The following is a 17226-nucleotide window of genomic DNA, read 5'->3' on the forward strand; positions in this document are numbered from 1 at the left end:
TTGCGAACGAACGTTGCATCATGAGTTCGTTTTAACTTTCGTCCCGACGCTCGGAAGCCAATCGGATGACGCGCAGGACGTCCGGACCAATGGCCTTATCCGAACTGCAACTAAAGGACGGCCGTCCTCGACGAAGGTATCGACCGGTTTTCGCCCCGAATTGGAACCGAGGCTGGAGGTGCCGGTTTATTTGCAGAGCAGCAGGCGGGCTTTGCAGGAACGCGCCATGTCCGAAACCGATGCACCGGCCGAACGAAAAGACCAAGACCGAAAAGACCAACACAACGCCACCGTCGAATACGATGGGCCCGCGGGCGGGTGGGGATCGCTCAAGGGCATCGTCCAGATATTCGGAAAGGAATGGGACAGTCCCACTGCGCTCGACACCCTGAGGCGGCAGAACAAGCCGAAGGGGTTCATGTGCGTGTCCTGCTCGTGGGCCAAACCGGCCGACTACCACACGTTCGAATTCTGCGAGAACGGCGCCAAGGCGACGTTGTGGGAACTGACTTCCCGCCGCTGCACCCCTGATTTCTTTGCCAAGCACACCGTCACCGAGTTGCAGGGCTGGGACGATTATGACCTCGAGCAGCAAGGTCGGTTGACCCATCCGATGCGTTATGACGCCGCCACCGATCACTACGTGCCGTGCACCTGGGACGAGGCATTTGCTGCGATCGGTTCACAGCTCAAACTGCTCGATCCGAAATCGCTCATCTTCTATTCCTCGGGGCGCGCCAGTCTCGAGACTTCCTATCTCTACGCCCTGTTTGCGCGGCTATACGGCTGCAACAACCTGCCCGACAGCTCGAACATGTGTCACGAGACGACGTCGGTCGCGCTGAAGAAGTTGATCGGCGTCGGTGTCGGCACCGTCGTGTTCGACGATCTGAGCAACTGCGACGCCATGTTCTTCTTCGGCCAGAACACTGGATCGAATAGCCCGCGATTTCTGCATCCGCTGCAAGATGCGGCGAAACGCGGCGTACAGATCATCACCTTCAATCCGGTGCGGGAAAAGGGTCTCGAGACCTTCATCAATCCGCAAAATCCAACCGAGATGCTGACCGGCAGGGAAACACGCATCAGCAGCCAATATCACCAGGTCAAGATCGGCGGCGATATCGCGGTCATTCTTGGCATCTGCAAGCACGTGTTCGCCGCCGACGATGATGCCAAGGCAAAGGGCAAACGGGTGCTCGACGTCCCCTTCATCGAGCAGCACACACACGGCTTCGAGGAATTCGAGGCCAAGGTTCGCGGTACCCGGTGGAAAGACATCGAAGCTGCTTCCGGCTTGACCCGCGCCGCGATCGAGAGCGCCGCGCAGGTTTACGTCGAAGCCGATCGCGTCATCGGCATTTACGGCATGGGCCTGACTCAGCACGTTCATGGCTTCGAGAACGTCGCGATGTTGGTCAACATGCTGCTGCTCAAGGGCAACATCGGCCGGGACGGCACCGGCATTTCGCCGGTGCGCGGCCACTCGAATGTGCAGGGCCAGCGGACCGTGGGCATTTCCGAAAAACCCGAACTGGTGCCGCTCGACAAGCTCGCGAAGCAGTTCGGCTTCGAACCACCGCGTGAAAAGGGCATGAACACGGTCGAGGCCTGCGAAGGCATCTTGGCCGGCAAGGTGAAGGCATTCTTCGGCCTGGGCGGCAATTTCGTCCGCGCCATCCCCGAACGCGCGGCGATGGAAAAGGCCTGGACGAACATGGAGCTTACGGTTCAGATCGCGACCAAGCTCAATCATAGCCATCTGGTGAACGGCAAATCCGCATATCTTCTGCCGTGCCGCGGGCGCACCGAGTTGGACGTTCAGGCGAGCGGTCCGCAGGCCGTCACCATGGAAGATACTTTCAGCTGCATTCAAGGCTCGATCGGTTTGCGGAAACCGGCCAGCGTTCACCTGAAATCGGAAGTTGCGATCGTGGCGGGGATCGCGACGGCGACGCTGCCTCCCAATCCCAAGGTAAGATGGAACGAATGGGTCGGCGACTACGGTCTGGTTCGCGATCTCATCGCTGAAACCTATCCGGACGAATTCCACGACTTCAACGCGCGCATGTTTACCCCCGGCGGCTTCTACCGCGGCAATCCCGCGCGGGAGCGGATCTGGAAAACAAAGAGCGGCAAGGCGGAATTCACCGTTCCGGAAATCCTCACCTCGACAGGCTTCGGAGATGCGCCCGACCGCTATCGCCTGCTTACCATGCGCAGCAATGACCAGTTCAACACGACCATCTATGGCTTCAGCGACCGGCTTCGCGGCATCGAGGGCACGCGCCAGGTTCTGCTCATCAATCCGGCGGAGATTGAGCGCGCGGGACTTCGAGCCGGACAGATGGTGTCACTCGTCAGCGACGCCGAGGACGGCGTTCACCGGGAGGTCGGCCCGCTGAAGGTCACGCCGTACCAGTTGCCGGATGGCTGCGTGGCGTCCTACTACCCGGAAATGAACCCGCTGGTTCCGCTTTCGCATCATGACGAGCAATCCAAGACACCAGCCACGAAGTCGGTCCCCGTCAAGATTCGCGCCTAGACGGCAGCAATGCCGCCACCAAGAGTGAGCTGAAGAGACCGGTCTATGCAGATCTTCAGGCCCGGCGCCGACACGATCGCGACGATGGTCCTCGCCTCACTCGGTGTCATCCCGATACTCTCCGTCGGCCTTGCGTACCAACTCGCGGGGTCACCCTACGTCACGGCTCAAAATGTGACTCGCGACCAGCCGGTGCCCTTCAGCCATGAACATCATGTCGCCGGTCTCGGTCTGGACTGCCGCTATTGCCACACCTCGGTCGAGACGGCGAGCTTCGCAGGGCTGCCGCCGACCGAGACCTGCATGACCTGCCATTCCCAGCTGTGGACCAACGCCCCGATGCTGGCGCCGGTACGAACAAGCCTCGCCGATCATAGACCGATTGTCTGGCAGCGCGTGAACAGGCTGCCGGATTACGTCTACTTCGATCATTCGATCCATGTCGCCAAGGGCGTCGGCTGTTCGACCTGCCACGGCCCGGTCGATCAGATGAAGCTCACTCGTCAAGCCGCACCTCTTACCATGAGTTGGTGCCTCGACTGCCACCGCGATCCCGCCAAGGCGTTACGTCCGCGCGACGCCATCTTCAATACCGAATGGCAGCCGCCAGCCGACCACGATCGCCTCGCACGCGAGATGATGGCTGCCTATCACATCCGCACCGACCACCTCACGGACTGCTCGATATGCCACCGCTAGACGAGCTTCCCGTAAGGGGATCGCAGTTTCGCCGGCGCGGCGCAGTTGCGCTCAACCGGCGCCAGGCGCTCGGCCTGCTCGCGAGTGGAATTACCTCGGGTCTCGCGGCCTGCAGCAAGCCTGCCGAGGCGATCATTCCCTACGTCAGCATGCCCGAACGTGTGGTCCCCGGCGAGCCGTTGAAGTTCGCAACCACCCTGGCGCTTTCCGGCTTTGGGCGGGGAGCCATCGTTACATCCATCGACGGCCGGCCGATCAAGATCGAGGGCAACCCGCGTCATCCCGCCAGTCTGGGCGCAACCGATGTTTTTGCAGAAGCCGTGGTGTTGTCGCTCTACGATCCCGATCGCTCCAGGACTGCTCTCAATAACGGATCGATCGCGTCAGCACAGGCATTTCGGCAGGCGTTGCAAGCCGAACTCCGCGAGTTGCGACAACGCGGCGGCGAGGGCCTCCGTCTGCTCACCGGCAATGTCACGTCGCCGACACTTTTGCGGCAGATCGATACTCTGCTGCAGCTGTTTCCGAAAGCGGCGTGGCACGCCTATGACCCGATCGACGAAACCAACGCCAGCACCGGCGCAACCCAGGCTTACGGGCGGCCTCTGCGGACGGTGCCGAGACTGGAAGAGGCTCGGATTGTCGTCGTGCTCGATGCGGACCCGCTCGGTCACGGTCCCGATCAAATGCGCAACGCCCGCGGATTCGCCGCCCGCCGCAAGCCACATGCGGACAACTTTTCGCGGATTTACAGCATCGAGGCCGTGCCGACGCTGACCGGCGCGAAGTCTGATCATCGTATCAGCCTGCACCCGCGATTGATCGGCGAAGTCGCGATTGGGATCGCTCATGCGATGGGCGCCAGTCTTCGGCAAGCCGCACTTCCCGACGATACCATGCGCCTCGTGAAGCAGATGGTGGCCGATCTATCGGTCCATCACGGCAGCGCTCTCGTTCTAGCCGGCCGTGCGCTTCCGCCCGAGACCCATGCGCTGGTGCACTGGATCAACGCTCGCTTGCAAGCACCCGTCGACCTTATCGAGGCCGGCAAGACCCCTGCCGGGCATGAACCGGCCGCGATCGCCGACCTGGTCCAGGATCTCACATCAGGCGTCGTCCGCCAGCTCGTGATGGTCGGCGTAAATCCGGTCTATGACGCGCCTGCCGAACTGGAGTTTGCCCGCCATTCGGCAAAGGCCCGGTTTCGGCTGCATCTCGGATGCTATGTGGATGAGACGGCGGCACTTTCGAACTGGCACATTCCGCAAACCCACGAGCTTGAGGCCTGGTCCGATCTGCGTTCAAGCGACGGCACGGCGAGCCTGGTCCAGCCGCTCATACGACCCCTGTTCAAGAGTTCGACGGCCCACGAATTGCTGGCACTTCTGACGAATCGCGCCGATGCCACCCCCTACGAACTCGTGCGCGAGACCTGGCAGACGCACGCGGACGGCGACTTCGAGGCATGGTGGTCGCGCGCATTGCAAGATGGCATGATCGCCGGGACCGCGCCGGCGCCAGCGCCGAGCGGAGAACCCAGGCTGCCGGATATCGCGGCGCCTTCCCCGGACAGCAGCGACCTGACCGTGCTGCTGCACCCCGACCCCTGTTTGTGGGACGGTTCATTCGCCAATAACGCGTGGCTGCAGGAATGCCCCAAACCGCTGACCAAGCAAGTCTGGGGCAACGCTCTGGCACTCAATCCGCTGGCCGCCAAACGGCTTGGCCTCGAATCCGGCGACGTCGCCGTCATCGCGGCGGGGGGGCGATCGGTCGAGGCCCCCGCTATCATCCAGCCCGGCATCGCGGATGGTGTTGCCTGTCTTACGCTCGGGCTCGGACGTCGCCAGGCGGGCGAGATCGGAAGCGGCGTGGGCACCAACGCCTATCTCCTGCGCGCGACCGCCAATCCCTGGATCGTGAGCGATGCGACGATAAATCGGACCGGCCGCCGCGACGAGATCCTGACCACGCAGAACATTGTCCGCGACCTTGAAGACGTGCGCGAACTCTATCCGCTGCTTGCGCTTTCCGAAGCGGGCAAGACGCTGGACAAATCGGTGTCGAAGCCGGAGCCGAGCCTGCTGCCGGAGAGACCCAGGCCGGATGATGGCCATGCCTGGGCTATGGTGATCGACGCCGCAATATGCATCGGCTGCAATGCCTGCGTCGTTGCTTGCCAGGCGGAGAACAACGTACCGGTGGTCGGCCCGGAAGAAGTGGCCCGCGGCCGCGACATGCATTGGCTGCGGGTCGACGTCTACGACCATGGTTCGCCGGACAAGCCGAAGCCCGGCTTTCAGCCGGTCCCCTGCATGCATTGCGAGCAGGCGCCCTGCGAACCTGTTTGCCCGGTGGCGGCTTCAGTGCACGACGGCGAAGGACTGAACGTGCAGGTCTACAATCGTTGCGTCGGCACCCGCTTCTGCGAGGCGAATTGTCCTTACAAAGTGCGTCGCTTCAACTTCTTCGGCTACGCTGACGGCGAAGAATACGCCAATCTTGGCCTCGAGTCTTACCGGGCGCAAAAGAACCCGGAGGTCACGGTGCGTTCGCGCGGGGTGATGGAGAAGTGCACGTATTGTGTTCAGCGCATTAGCGCGGCCCGACGAACCGCCGAGCGCGAGGATCGGCCGATCGGCGCGGACGAGGTAAGGACGGCCTGCCAGAGCGCCTGCCCGACCAGAGCCATCACATTTGGCGATCTCCACTCCAGGGATGCTGCGATCAACCAGCAAAAGACCGACCCACGCCATTACGCGCTGCTGGCGCATCTCGGGACGCGGCCACGCACCACTTACCTCGCCGACATCCGCAATCCCGCACCGGGCCTGGACGAGGACGCAACATGACCCCGCCACTGCTCGAGCAAGGCCTTCCCACAGCCCATCGCTGGATCGCCGCAGAGCGCACCAGCGACGTCGGTATTACGCAGGCCGTCGCCGACCCGGTGTTCGATCCGGCCGGAAAAGCGTGGTGGATCGCCATGCTCGCGAGCCTGCCTTTCGTGCTCTGGCTGATCGGATCGATCGTCTGGCTGTTCTACCGGGGCATTGGCATCTGGGGCATCAACTCCACCGTCGTCTGGGGCGTCGCCATCGCGAACTACGTCTGGTGGATCGGCGTCGGTAATGCCGGCACGTTGATTTCGGCGATGCTGCTGCTGACGCGGCAGAAATGGCGCAGCTCGATCAACCGCTTCGCCGAGGCCATGACGCTGTTTGCGGTGACGATCGCCGGCCTGATGCCAATCGTCCATCTCGGGCGGCCGCTCTATGCCTACTGGCTGGCGCCCTATCCGAACACGATGGCGCTGTGGCCACAATGGCGCAGCGCGCTGGTGTGGGATTTCTGGGCCATCGTCAGCTATCTGCTGTTCTCGATTCTGTTCTGGTACGTCAGCCTCATTCCCGATCTCGCGACCATGCGGGACCGCTCGCGCACGCGCGCGGGTCAGTTGCTCTATGGCGCATTCGCGCTGGGCTGGCGCGGATCGGCGCGCCATTGGCACGGGCTGCAGACACTGCATACCACGATGGCCGCGCTCGGCGTTCCCCTGGTCTGTTCGGTGCATTCGATCGTGGGCCTCGATTTCGCCGCGAGCCTGATGCCGGGTTGGCAGGAAAGCATTTTCCCTCCCTATTTCGTGGTCGGCGCGATGTACTCCGGCTTCGCGATGGTGATCGTGCTGGCGCTGGCCATACGCTGGGGCCTCAACCTGCAGGCGATCATCACGCCGGCGCATTTCGAAGTCATGGGCCGCATCCTGCTGATGGCGTCGATCGTGATGGGCTATTCCTATGCGAGCGAATGGTTTTTCGGCTGGTACGGCGGCAAGCATAGCGACCGCGGCCTTGTCGCCTTCGAATTCACCGGGACCTATGCGCCGCTGTTCTGGGCGCTGCTCGCCTGCAACGTCGTTCTGCCGCAGGCGCTGTGGTTTCCCGGCGTGCGTTGGTCGCTGCCGGCGCTCTTCACGATCGCCATCGCGATCAACATCGGCATGTGGCTCGAGCGAATCCTGATCATCTGGAACACGCTGTCTCACGACTACATGCCCGCGTTGTGGCGCACATTCCACTTCACCTTCTGGGATTGGTCGTTCCTGATCGCGCCTCTGGGCCTTTTCGCATTCCTGTTCCTGATCTTTGTTCGCGTGGTGCCGGCGGTGTCGATGTTCGACATGCGCGATCTCGCACATCGGGAGGGTGCGGCATGACCGGCCCCCTGCTTGCCGAGTTTCGCGATCCCGAGACGCTGAGGGTCGCGCTGAGCCAGGTCAAGCAGGGCCGTCATCTTGCGCTCGATGCATTCACGCCCTACCCGCTGGAAGGCCTCGACGCGGAGCTCGCGATCCCGCCCTCCCGCATTCGCAATGCCATGCTGGCAGGCGGCCTTTCCGCCGCGGCTTTCGCCTTTGGGCTGCAGTGGTACAGCGCCGTTGTCGATTATCCCATCAACAGCGGCGGACGGCCGCTTAATTCCTGGCAGGTGTTTCTGCTGGTGCCTTTCGAGGTCGGCATCTTTGCGGCGGCGCTGTGCGGCGTGGTCGCGCTGCTGTGGTCCTGCGGCTTGCCGCGCCTGCATCATCCGCTGTTCGAGGTCCCCGGTTTCGAACGCGCCACGCAGGATCGCTTCTTCCTGCTCGCCGCTGCGGAAGATGACGACGAGGCCGCGCGCGATCTGCGCCGGCTGCTCGAGGCCGCAGGCGCTGTCGTGGTGACGGAGGTCCGTCACCCATGAGGCGCCGTATCCTGTTCTGCTTTCCGGCCGCGCTGCTGCTTGCAGGCTGTCACGACGATTCCATGACGCGCCAAAACCGCTATGGCACCTATACAAGGGCCGCGCTGTTTCCTGACGGGACCGAAGCACAAGCACCACCGCCGGGCGTTGTCGCGCTAGGCGACCTTGCGCGCGCGGATCAGGCCGCAAAGGCACCGCCGGTCGATGCGCAGCTTCTGGTGCGCGGCCACGAGCGCTATGACATCTATTGCTCGCCCTGCCACGGCCTCTCCGGAGACGGCGACGGCATGATCGTCCGGCGCGGCTTCCCGGCGCCGCCGTCGTACCATATCGCACGACTGCGCGAGGCTCCTGCGCAGCATTTCTTCGACGTCATCGCCGATGGATACGGCGTGATGTACTCCTACGCATCACGGGTGGAGCCACGAGATCGCTGGGCGATCGTCGCCTACCTTCGGGCACTGCAGCAATCCCGCTACACAAGGCTCGCGGACGCGCCGCAATCGTGGAGCAAGCTGCCATGAGGCTCGCGCTCGAGAAACCGGAGTTCGTCAACCTCGCCAGCCGGCCGCTCGCGGCCGGGGTCGCCTTGTTGCTCGGAGCGGAAGCGATTCTGCTCTTGCTGGGATTGCTGATTCCGATGCGGGGACTGCTGCGCGGCTGGCTTGTCGGCTTTGCGATCTGGAGCACCATTCCCATCGGCAGCATGACGCTGTTGCTCATCCACCGGCTGACCGGCGGCGAATGGGGTGTAGCCGCAGCGCCGGTGTTGCGCCCGGCCGCCGCCATGACGGCGGTGGCAGCCCTTGCCTTCCTGCCGATCCTGGTCGCGCTGCCTGAAATCTATCCCTGGGCCGCCGACCCGTCAGTCGTCCCGGCCGACGTCGCGCGGTGGTACCTCAACGCGCCATCGTTCTGGATTCGCGCAGTGGCCGCACTCGGTGGCTGGTCCTTTCTCGGCATCGTCTTTGCTGCGGGCATGGGCAGCCGGCTTCAGGCCGGACTTGGGCTGGCCTTTTTCGGTCTGACCATCAGCCTGGTTGCCGTCGACTGGTATCTCTCGGTCGAGCCGCATTATGAAGCCACCGCGTTCGCGGCGATGATCGCCATCCAGCAACTGCTCGCGGCCCTCGCCCTGCTGGCGGTGATGGCACCGCCGGACTTAAAGGATCAGGTTGCCGGCGACGTCGGCGGCCTCATGATCGCGGCGCTGCTCGGCGTCGTCTATCTCGAGTACATGACCTTTGCGATCGCGTGGTACGGCAACCTCGCCGAGAAGGCCGACTGGTTCCTGAAGCGAGGCACCACCGGATGGATCATCATCCTGGTGTTGGCGATCACGATCGGCGCCGCGATACCATTCGCAATGTTGCTGAAGCGGGCGAACCGCTTCAGCCGCCGCGCCTTGCGCCTGGCAGGAACCTTGATCCTGTTCGGCAGCGCGTTGCACATTTCGTGGCTGCTGGTGCCGGCGTTCGACGATCAAACCGGCGTTATCGCCGGCGCATGCGCGAGTCTGGTCGTGCTGGCGGCGGTTTCGCTTCTGATCGGACCGGCGCTTGCATCACTGGCGGAGGCTCGCCATGCCGAATGAGGAAATGGGCGGCCGTGTCGTGCCGCAGCCCCCGGACGTCGCGACCCGCATCGTGATCATCACGGTTACAGGCTTCCTGGGCTTCGTTGCTCTAACATTGATCGGCCTGTTCTTCTTTCTCAAGGCTGGCGCGCCCACCGCCTTGAGAAAGGCGGTCGAACGACCATTTCCGGAGCCCACGCTTCAGACCGCTCCGCAAGACGATCTGAAGCAGTTTGAACGCGAGCAGCGCGCAGCGCTTTCACGCTACCGCTGGGTCGATCGTTCGAAGGATTTGGTACAGATTCCGATCGATGAGGCCATGCGTATTGTCGCTGCCCGTGGCGATCATGCCTACGATCCGATCGAATCCTCCGCGAGCACGCCAAGCGCCCCCACTCCGAATGGAGCCCAGCCATGAGACGCGCGGCACTGGGAGTTGTTCTGGCCCTGTGGCCCACCATGGCGTTCGCGGGGCTCACCGAGCAGCAGATTGCACAAGTGACGTTGTCGCCGCCGCCGGGCGCAAGAGTGCCGATGTCGCTTCGGTTCAAAGATCTTCAAGGCCGCAGCGAAACGCTTGGCGAAGCGGTCGGCGGCCGTCCCACCTTGCTGCTTCCAGCCGACTTCACATGCACGCAGATTTGCGGGCCGGCGCTGTCCATTGCAGCGAGCGCGCTCGGCCAAACCGGCCTCCGGGCGGGCGACGACTACAGCCTCGTCGTGGTCGGCATCGACTCCAGGGACGATCTCGGCGATGCGCGCCGCTTCACCTCGGGCCAGGTCGGCGGCACCGGCGTGTCCGTGCTCAGCGGCACCGAGAGTTCAATCGATTCACTGATGGATGCGATCGGTTACCGTTTCCGGCGCGATGCGGCCAACAATGCCATCGCCCATCCGGCAGCCTATGTGGCTCTCACAGCCGATGGCCGGGTTTCACGCGTGCTCTCCAGCCTCGCCTTGCAACCGACCGATCTCCGCCTCGCGCTGATCGAGGCCGGCGGCGGCAAGATTGGAGGCCTGAGCGGACGGATCGCGTTGCTCTGTTACGGCTTCGACGCGACGCATGGCATTTACACCCGACAGATCGCAACGCTGCTGCGGATCGGCGGTGGTCTCACGGTCGCGATCCTGATCGCAGCACTTGGCCTGATGCTGTGGCGAACCGGAAAGCGGAGCGCGTCGGCATGAACCCGATTGTCGCGCTTCCCGAGGCTTCAACCCACGCTGTCCGGGTCGATCACATTTTCTTCGTTCTGCTGATCCTTTCAGGACTCGTGATGATCCTGGTATTCGCGCTCATCATCGTCCTGGCGGTCCGCTACCGCCGCGGGTCCAGCGCGAAACGCGGGCCGCTGCCCGAGATTGTCAGCCGGGAATTCGAGATCGGCTGGACGGCGGCCACCGCGTTCCTGTTCATATTCCTGTTCTGGTGGGCCGCCTCCGCCGATCTCGGCAGCCTTTCGGCGCCCGCCAACGCGCTCGAACTTCACGTCGTCGCCAAGCAGTGGATGTGGAAGGCCCAGCACCCCAACGGCGCCCGCGAGATCGATGCGCTGCACGTTCCGCTCGACCAGCCGGTCAGGCTGGTCATGACGTCGCAGGACGTCATTCATTCGTTCTTTGTTCCGGCCTTCCGCATCAAACAGGACGTGCTGCCCGGGCAGGACACGGAGATCTGGTTCAAGGCGACCAAGACCGGGGTATTTCCGCTGCTGTGCGCCGAATATTGCGGGACCGACCATTCCAGGATGCGCGGCCACATCGTGGTGATGCGGCAGGAAGAGTACGCGAAATGGCTGGCAGAACAGCCCGAGGGCGACGACCTTGCCCATCTGGGCGCGAAGCTGTTCGTAGCGCAAGGCTGCTCCGGTTGTCACGCAGAGGCGTCCAGCGTCCACGCGCCGAAGCTTGCCGGCCTCTACGGACGAACCGTGCAGCTTTCCGACGGACGTCAGGTCACGGCGGACGATGCATACATCCGCGATTCGATCCTCCAGCCCAAGCGCGACATCGTGGCCGGCTATCAGCCCATCATGCCGAGCTTCGCCGGGCTCCTGGACGACGGCGAAATCCAGGAGTTGTCCGCTTACATCCGCTCCTTGACGCAGGAGAACAACAATGACTGACGCTTTGCTGGCCGGCGACCTGCCGCTTCCGCCGCGTCCCGATTACCTCGAACACGGAACCTCGCTGGCGTCGTGGCTCACCACCACCGACCACAAGCGGATCGCGATCCTCTACGCCATCACGATAACCGTCTTCTTTTTCATGGGCGGCGCGGCCATCACCGCGGTTCGTCTTGAACTGCTGGCGCCGAACGGCGGACTGATGACGTCGGAGACCTACAACAGGCTGTTCTCGTTCCATGGCATTGTCATGGTCTGGTTCTTCCTGGTGCCGTCGATTCCGAACACGCTCGGCAATTTCCTGTTGCCCCTGATGATCGGTGCTCCCGACGTGGCGTTTCCACGGCTCAACCTGTTCAGCTGGTATCTGACGATCGCCGCCGGCGCCTTCACCGTGTATGCGCTGGTCGCGGGCGGCGTCGATACCGGCTGGACCTTCTACACGCCCTACTCGACGATGTTTTCGAATAGTCACGTCTTCGCGGCAGCCGCAGGCGTGTTCGTCGTCGGCTTCGCGAGCATCGCAACCGGAGTCAACTTCATCGCCACAACCCACATGCTGCGCGCGCCGGGGATGACCTGGTTCCGGCTGCCGCTGTTCGTGTGGGCGATCTACGCCACCTCCATCATCATGGTGCTGGCGACGCCGGTACTGGCGATTTCACTGTTGCTGTTGATCGCCGAGCGATGGCTGGGACTGCCTATTTTCAATCCGGCACAAGGTGGCGATCCGATCCTGTTCCAGCACCTGTTCTGGTTCTACTCCCACCCGGCCGTCTACATCATGGTGCTGCCGGCGATGGGCGTGGTCTCGGAGATCATTCCCTGCTTCGCACGCCGCCGCATCTTCGGTTACGATTTCATGGTCTACGCCATGATCGCGATCGCCGGCATCGGTTTTTTCGTGTGGGGACATCACATGTTCGTCTCGGGGCAGTCGCCCTATGCGAACCTGATCTTCTCGTTCCTGTCCTTCATCATTGCCGTGCCCTCCGCGATCAAGGTCTTCAACTGGACGGCTTCGCTTTACCGCGGCCAGATCAGTTTCGAATCCCCGATGCTCTATGGCCTCGGTTTCGTCGGGCTGTTCACGACCGGCGGCTTGTCAGGACTGTTCCTCGCCTCGATCCCGGTGGATGTGCATGTCACCGACACCTATTTCGTGGTGGCGCATTTTCATTACATCATGGTGGGAGGATCGGTGTCCGCTTTTTTCGGCGGATTGCATTTCTGGTGGCCGAAGATCACCGGCAAGATGTATCCCGAAACCTGGGCGAGGTTTGCCGCCATTCTCATGTACTTCGGCTTCAACATGACGTTCCTGCCGCAATTCTTCGCAGGCTATCTCGGGATGCCTCGGCGCTACCATACCTATCCGGCGGAATTTCAGATCTACAATGTGATGTCCTCTTCAGGCGCAGCCGTGCTGGCCGCCGCCTATTTGTTGCCGCTCGGCTACTTCGCATGGTCGCTGCTTTATGGAGAACGCGCCGGCAAGAATCCCTGGGACGCTACGGGATTGGAGTGGACCACGACGTCGCCACCGCCACCGAAGAACTTCGATCGTCAGCCACGCATCGATCGCGATCCCTATGACTATCACGCCGAGGGACAATCGGCCGGGCTCGATCCACCTGAGGTCCAGAACGCGCGAGACGTGCAATGAGCGAAGCAACGGAGCTGCTCAGGGAGCCGTGGGATTCGTTCGAGCGTCAGCGTGGAGCCGGCAAACTCGGAATTTGGGTGTTTTTGTCCAGCGAAGTGCTGTTCTTTGGCGCGCTTGTCCTGACCTACACGGTCTGCCGTGTCGATCATGTCGACGCGTTCGCAGCGGCGGGACGCGAAACCAACATCTGGTATGGCACAATAAATACTGCCGTCCTTCTGACCAGCAGCCTCACCATGGCGGTCGCCTCGCAGGCCGCAACCTCCCACGCGGCATTTCGCCGGCTCGTCTTGTGGTGCCTGACGGCGACGGCGGCGCTGGGCCTCGTCTTTTTGGTGGTCAAGGGATTTGAATACAAAGAGGATATCGACAAACATCTCGTACCGGGTTCGCACTTCGCGCTTAAGCAAGCCGGCGCCCAGTTGTTCTACGGCTTGTACTGGCTCATTACCGGCGTGCACGCCATCCACTTGACGATTGGCATCTTTCTGGTGAGCCGGCTCGCCCTCCTCGGCAGCCTGAGAGACCTGCAACTCGAGAATAGCCCCGAGATCGAGGTCACGGGACTGTACTGGCATCTGGTCGATGTCATCTGGATATTTCTCTATCCCCTGATCTATCTGCCGGGGCGAGCATCATGAGCCCGGATAACGCAAGCCGGCGCGTCAGCGCTTGGCGCCTGTGGCGCAGAAACGGCATCATCTGGATTTCGCTGTTGCTCCTGCTGATACTCAGCCTTGCTTTGGCTTATGTGCCGATGGGCGTTTTCACTCTAACCGCCGGCATTGTGATTGCATTTGTCAAAGCTGGACTCGTCGTTCTGCTGTTTATGGAACTGGCGAAGTCAAAGCCCTTGATCCAGCTCGCTGCGGTGTCGGGCGCCGTTTTCCTGACCGCCCTGTTTGCACTCACGCTCGCTGACGTGCTGACGCGCTTGGTTGGAGGATGATCGATTTGATTACGGTCAATTCTTCCACACTGATAGCGCTCCGAAGTACTCCGAGCTGCACGCGACGAACCGTTGGAGTGAAGGGATTCTTGTCGTCTTTGGCGAACCCTGCAGTTCGGCGCTCGGGACCCCACGCCGATTCACAGGGATCCCGGAAAAGCGGCTTTCGTCTGACCCAACAGATGTGATCGTGCAGGGCGAACGCCGTGGTGGGGACCGGCGCTCCTTCGCCCAAGGGGTGAATGCCTACATAGAAGAAAGCTAGAACGTAGGTGCTACCCAAGCCGTCTCAAACAAGACCCCGACGCTCTTGGGAGCGCCGGGGTCAATTGTGTCTAGTCACAGCGGCGGACCCTGCGGACCGAGCCGTCGTCACGCTCAATCGTGACGGTGCGGCATCCGCGATCATAATCATAGGCGCGATAAGCGGGTCGATCGTATCCGTAGGCCCGATAGGCGGGTCGATCGTAATCGCGGTAATAGTGCCGCTCTGGGCCCACGGTCACGCCGCCGACCGGCGTATCAACGGAAACCTGGGCTGACGCAGGTGCAACCGAGATCGGCGTGGTGATAGCGAAACCAGCAACCGCCAATACGCTAGCTAGTAACAGACGTCGCATAAGAGGTTCCTCCTGAGTTATTGCCCGTTGCGCTTAACGTTCCAAGGCAGGTGACGTTCCTGTGCTAGTGCCTTGTATGCGGATTGGAACTCGGCTCGCGGCTGATGCGCACCTGGCAGAACATAGCTGACGATCAGGCCCCCCTGCCTGTGAAGGCGTCGTCTTCGGCCATCTCCTCTTTCAAGATCACGCTGCAACAATCCGCCTCCACGCTTCCGAGGGGCAACGGCCTTTTGAGTACATCCGTCATCCGAGACAACGGCTCGGGCGTCGTGGGTTCCCGCTTCCAGCGTGCCGGGCGACACGCCCTCGGCTTCCGGTATCTCCGCATCGATGGGTCTTGCGCAAGCATACTCAGCTGTTCACCAAGATGATGGGCGAAAGGACTTGGCGGCCGATGGAACAACTGAGCCGCGCGTGCTAGCACGCATGGGAAACGTTTTTTTGACAGTGATATTGGTCAGCCTTGCGCTGCCGATCGGGACGAGCGCATCGGCCCTTCGGCGCGGCTTCCCCGGAAGCAGCCTCAGACGTTATCCTTAGACAGCGAAGTCCTTCGACCGGAAGCTGATGTTTGTCACCGGTGTTATTGGCAGGAAACTGTCGCACCGCATGACGGCTGAGGGACGCGCCCGACGACCCGACGCGTCCAAGGTGAGATCCGCTCTCGCGCAGAACGCTCCTCTTCCGATGTCAGATTGACCATCATGCCGTGGGCCTGTGTCCAAAAACCTGCAGAATAGCGGACTTGGTGATGCCCGCGCTAGCCTGCGCTTGGAACCTCAGCGATCAGATGAGCGTTTCTTGCCTTTGGCCTCATCCAGGTGACGGCATGCGCCACGCTCGCGAGTGCAGCGAACAGGTATTTCTGGAAAAGGCGTACTGTCCGCCTGCGCCAAAGCCACTGTCGCGGCCATTGAAGCCGATAGCCCTTATTCGGGCCTTAAAGCGCAACCCGCTCGAATGCTGGGCGGCTCAGCACTTCGAACAACCGATTGTTGCGGGCGGGTTGCCCGTTGGGCACGTGCTGCTCGTGCACGAACCTGCCGCCATCCGCCGCGTCCTGCTCGATAACGCCGGCAACTATCGGAAGGACCATCTGCAACGCCGAGTGTTGTCGGCAGGATTGAGCGAGGGCCTGTTGAGTGCCGAGGGCGAGCAATGGCGTCTCCAAAGACGTGTTCTCGCCCCGATCTTTGCGCGCAAAGCGGTCATGGATTTCACGTCCGCAATGATGGAGGCTGCCGAGGCCCTGGTCGAGCGGTGGCGTGATCTCGGCGACCAGATAACGATTGATGCCGCAGCGGAGATGGCACGCCTTACGCTCAATGTTCTCGAACGGACCATCTTCTCAGACGGGTTCGGGTCCGACGGAGAGCGCATACGGACCGCCATGGCAACGTATTTCAAAACGATTGGGAGGATCAGTCCGCTCGATCTTATTGGTGCACCCGACTTCATTCCGCGGCTCAGCCGGCTCCGCGTGCGCCCAACGCTCAAATTGTTCGAGTCCGCGGTCGACAACGTCATATCCGCCCGCCGTCGAGTTCTAGCTGAGCAGCAGCCGGATGCAGTGCCCGACGATCTGCTAACGCGTCTGCTTGAGGCCGCCGATACCGAGTCCGACGACGGCATGACGGAATCCGAGGTGCGATCGAACATTCTAACCTTTATAGCCGCTGGTCACGAGACGACGGCGAACGCCCTGAGCTGGGCAATTTTCCTGCTCTCTCAATCACCACGATGGCGCGAGCGGGTCGCCGCCGAAGCCGATCGCGAGCTGGCCGGCCCGATCGCAGGAATTGCGGATCGTCTCATAGAAACCCGGGCCGTCATCGAAGAAGCAATGCGCTTATATCCCCCAATTGCAGCAATCAGTCGCGTTGCCCTTGGTCGCGATGACCTGAAAGGCGAGCCGGTAAGCCCGGGGTCGCTGATCGTCATCTCGCCCTATGTGCTGCACAGGCATCGTTTGCTGTGGAATCGCGCCGATGTGTTCGACCCTCGCCGCTTTCTTGGCAACGCCCGCGAAAGGATAGATCGCTTTGCCTACCTTCCATTCGGCGTCGGTCCGCGGAAATGCATCGGCTCCGCCTTCTCGCTTCAAGAAGCTACGCTCGTACTTGCCATGCTCGCAAAGCATTTCACCTTTCAACCGAAGCCGGGGCACGTGGTGTGGCCTGTCCTGCAGGTGACATTGCGCCCGGCGAACGGGCTGCCCATGGTCGTCAAAAAGCGCTCATTGAACGGCTCTGGTCATCAAAACCAGCAGTCCGCGGCAAGGTGAATGCGTAAAGTCGTT

At 62.1% G+C, this 17226-nt stretch carries 15 protein-coding genes; 14 read left to right on the forward strand and 1 reads right to left on the reverse strand.

Annotation, left to right across the window (positions count from 1 at the left end; genetic code table 11):
• The first annotated feature begins 226 nt into the window (after nucleotides 1-226).
• From ACP2YO_RS34385 to ACP2YO_RS34445, 13 genes are read left to right on the forward strand one after another with little or no spacing between them, the layout of a single operon-like run.
• Complete coding sequence (locus tag ACP2YO_RS34385) at nucleotides 227-2545, forward strand: FdhF/YdeP family oxidoreductase (RefSeq protein ID WP_426435554.1); 2319 nt, start codon at nucleotides 227-229, stop codon at nucleotides 2543-2545.
• A 45-nt stretch (nucleotides 2546-2590) separates the two neighbouring features.
• Nucleotides 2591-3244: a cytochrome c3 family protein gene (locus ACP2YO_RS34390; protein ID WP_426435555.1), complete on the forward strand. Its 654-nt coding sequence runs from the start codon at nucleotides 2591-2593 to the stop codon at nucleotides 3242-3244.
• A complete protein-coding gene (locus ACP2YO_RS34395; protein ID WP_426435556.1) occupies nucleotides 3232-6096 on the forward strand; it encodes a 4Fe-4S dicluster domain-containing protein in 2865 nt (954 codons plus the stop codon). The genes ACP2YO_RS34390 and ACP2YO_RS34395 overlap by 13 nt, the downstream gene beginning before the upstream one ends.
• Nucleotides 6093-7463, forward strand: coding sequence for an NrfD/PsrC family molybdoenzyme membrane anchor subunit (gene nrfD / locus ACP2YO_RS34400; protein WP_426435557.1), 1371 nt, complete (start codon nucleotides 6093-6095; stop codon nucleotides 7461-7463). The genes ACP2YO_RS34395 and nrfD overlap by 4 nt, the downstream gene beginning before the upstream one ends.
• Nucleotides 7460-7987, forward strand: coding sequence for a DUF3341 domain-containing protein (locus ACP2YO_RS34405; protein WP_426435558.1), 528 nt, complete (start codon nucleotides 7460-7462; stop codon nucleotides 7985-7987). The genes nrfD and ACP2YO_RS34405 overlap by 4 nt, the downstream gene beginning before the upstream one ends.
• Nucleotides 7984-8511, forward strand: coding sequence for a c-type cytochrome (locus ACP2YO_RS34410; RefSeq protein WP_426435559.1), 528 nt, complete (start codon nucleotides 7984-7986; stop codon nucleotides 8509-8511). Before ACP2YO_RS34405 ends, ACP2YO_RS34410 begins: the two co-directional genes overlap by 4 nt.
• Nucleotides 8508-9581, forward strand: a complete 1074-nt coding sequence (locus ACP2YO_RS34415; protein ID WP_426435560.1) for a hypothetical protein — start codon at nucleotides 8508-8510, stop codon at nucleotides 9579-9581. Before ACP2YO_RS34410 ends, ACP2YO_RS34415 begins: the two co-directional genes overlap by 4 nt.
• Nucleotides 9582-9585: 4 nt before the next feature.
• Nucleotides 9586-9981, forward strand: a complete 396-nt coding sequence (locus tag ACP2YO_RS34420; protein ID WP_426435561.1) for a hypothetical protein — start codon at nucleotides 9586-9588, stop codon at nucleotides 9979-9981.
• A complete protein-coding gene (locus ACP2YO_RS34425; protein ID WP_426435562.1) occupies nucleotides 9978-10751 on the forward strand; it encodes an SCO family protein in 774 nt (257 codons plus the stop codon). Before ACP2YO_RS34420 ends, ACP2YO_RS34425 begins: the two co-directional genes overlap by 4 nt.
• On the forward strand, nucleotides 10748-11689 hold the full coding sequence (gene coxB / locus ACP2YO_RS34430; RefSeq protein ID WP_426435563.1) for a cytochrome c oxidase subunit II: 942 nt from the start codon (nucleotides 10748-10750) through the stop codon (nucleotides 11687-11689). The genes ACP2YO_RS34425 and coxB overlap by 4 nt, the downstream gene beginning before the upstream one ends.
• Nucleotides 11682-13355 carry a cytochrome c oxidase subunit I gene (gene ctaD, locus ACP2YO_RS34435; RefSeq protein WP_426435564.1) on the forward strand — a complete coding sequence of 558 codons (1674 nt, stop codon included), beginning with the start codon at nucleotides 11682-11684 and terminating at the stop codon, nucleotides 13353-13355. The genes coxB and ctaD overlap by 8 nt, the downstream gene beginning before the upstream one ends.
• Nucleotides 13352-13996 (forward strand): cytochrome c oxidase subunit 3 family protein, encoded by a 645-nt coding sequence (locus tag ACP2YO_RS34440; protein ID WP_426435565.1) that lies wholly within the window; start codon nucleotides 13352-13354, stop codon nucleotides 13994-13996. Before ctaD ends, ACP2YO_RS34440 begins: the two co-directional genes overlap by 4 nt.
• On the forward strand, nucleotides 13993-14304 hold the full coding sequence (locus ACP2YO_RS34445; RefSeq protein ID WP_426435566.1) for a cytochrome C oxidase subunit IV family protein: 312 nt from the start codon (nucleotides 13993-13995) through the stop codon (nucleotides 14302-14304). Before ACP2YO_RS34440 ends, ACP2YO_RS34445 begins: the two co-directional genes overlap by 4 nt.
• A 335-nt stretch (nucleotides 14305-14639) precedes the next feature.
• Here the strand turns inward: ACP2YO_RS34445 and ACP2YO_RS34450 are convergent, their stop codons facing one another.
• Nucleotides 14640-14924 (reverse strand): hypothetical protein, encoded by a 285-nt coding sequence (locus ACP2YO_RS34450; RefSeq protein ID WP_426435567.1) that lies wholly within the window; start codon nucleotides 14922-14924, stop codon nucleotides 14640-14642.
• Nucleotides 14925-15756: 832 nt separating this feature from the next.
• Here ACP2YO_RS34450 and ACP2YO_RS34455 point away from each other — a divergent pair.
• Nucleotides 15757-17211: a cytochrome P450 gene (locus tag ACP2YO_RS34455; protein ID WP_426435568.1), complete on the forward strand. Its 1455-nt coding sequence runs from the start codon at nucleotides 15757-15759 to the stop codon at nucleotides 17209-17211.
• The last annotated feature ends 15 nt before the right edge of the window (nucleotides 17212-17226 follow it).

Source organism: Bradyrhizobium genosp. P, from assembly GCF_049949265.1.
Lineage (GTDB): Bacteria > Pseudomonadota > Alphaproteobacteria > Rhizobiales > Xanthobacteraceae > Bradyrhizobium.

Bases quoted from the DNA above. Each gene is read 5' to 3' on its own strand.
- ACP2YO_RS34385 (WP_426435554.1), top strand. From the start codon at position 227: ATGTCCGAAACCGATGCACCGGCCGAACGAAAAGACCAAGACCGAAAA.
- ACP2YO_RS34420 (WP_426435561.1), top strand. From the start codon at position 9,586: ATGGGCGGCCGTGTCGTGCCGCAGCCCCCGGACGTCGCGACCCGCATC.
- ACP2YO_RS34405 (WP_426435558.1), top strand. From the start codon at position 7,460: ATGACCGGCCCCCTGCTTGCCGAGTTTCGCGATCCCGAGACGCTGAGG.
- ACP2YO_RS34425 (WP_426435562.1), top strand. From the start codon at position 9,978: ATGAGACGCGCGGCACTGGGAGTTGTTCTGGCCCTGTGGCCCACCATG.
- ACP2YO_RS34450 (WP_426435567.1), bottom strand. From the start codon at position 14,924: ATGCGACGTCTGTTACTAGCTAGCGTATTGGCGGTTGCTGGTTTCGCT.
- nrfD (WP_426435557.1), top strand. From the start codon at position 6,093: ATGACCCCGCCACTGCTCGAGCAAGGCCTTCCCACAGCCCATCGCTGG.
- ctaD (WP_426435564.1), top strand. From the start codon at position 11,682: ATGACTGACGCTTTGCTGGCCGGCGACCTGCCGCTTCCGCCGCGTCCC.
- coxB (WP_426435563.1), top strand. From the start codon at position 10,748: ATGAACCCGATTGTCGCGCTTCCCGAGGCTTCAACCCACGCTGTCCGG.
- ACP2YO_RS34455 (WP_426435568.1), top strand. From the start codon at position 15,757: ATGCGCCACGCTCGCGAGTGCAGCGAACAGGTATTTCTGGAAAAGGCG.
- ACP2YO_RS34390 (WP_426435555.1), top strand. From the start codon at position 2,591: ATGCAGATCTTCAGGCCCGGCGCCGACACGATCGCGACGATGGTCCTC.
- ACP2YO_RS34395 (WP_426435556.1), top strand. From the start codon at position 3,232: ATGCCACCGCTAGACGAGCTTCCCGTAAGGGGATCGCAGTTTCGCCGG.
- ACP2YO_RS34445 (WP_426435566.1), top strand. From the start codon at position 13,993: ATGAGCCCGGATAACGCAAGCCGGCGCGTCAGCGCTTGGCGCCTGTGG.
- ACP2YO_RS34415 (WP_426435560.1), top strand. From the start codon at position 8,508: ATGAGGCTCGCGCTCGAGAAACCGGAGTTCGTCAACCTCGCCAGCCGG.
- ACP2YO_RS34410 (WP_426435559.1), top strand. From the start codon at position 7,984: ATGAGGCGCCGTATCCTGTTCTGCTTTCCGGCCGCGCTGCTGCTTGCA.
- ACP2YO_RS34440 (WP_426435565.1), top strand. From the start codon at position 13,352: ATGAGCGAAGCAACGGAGCTGCTCAGGGAGCCGTGGGATTCGTTCGAG.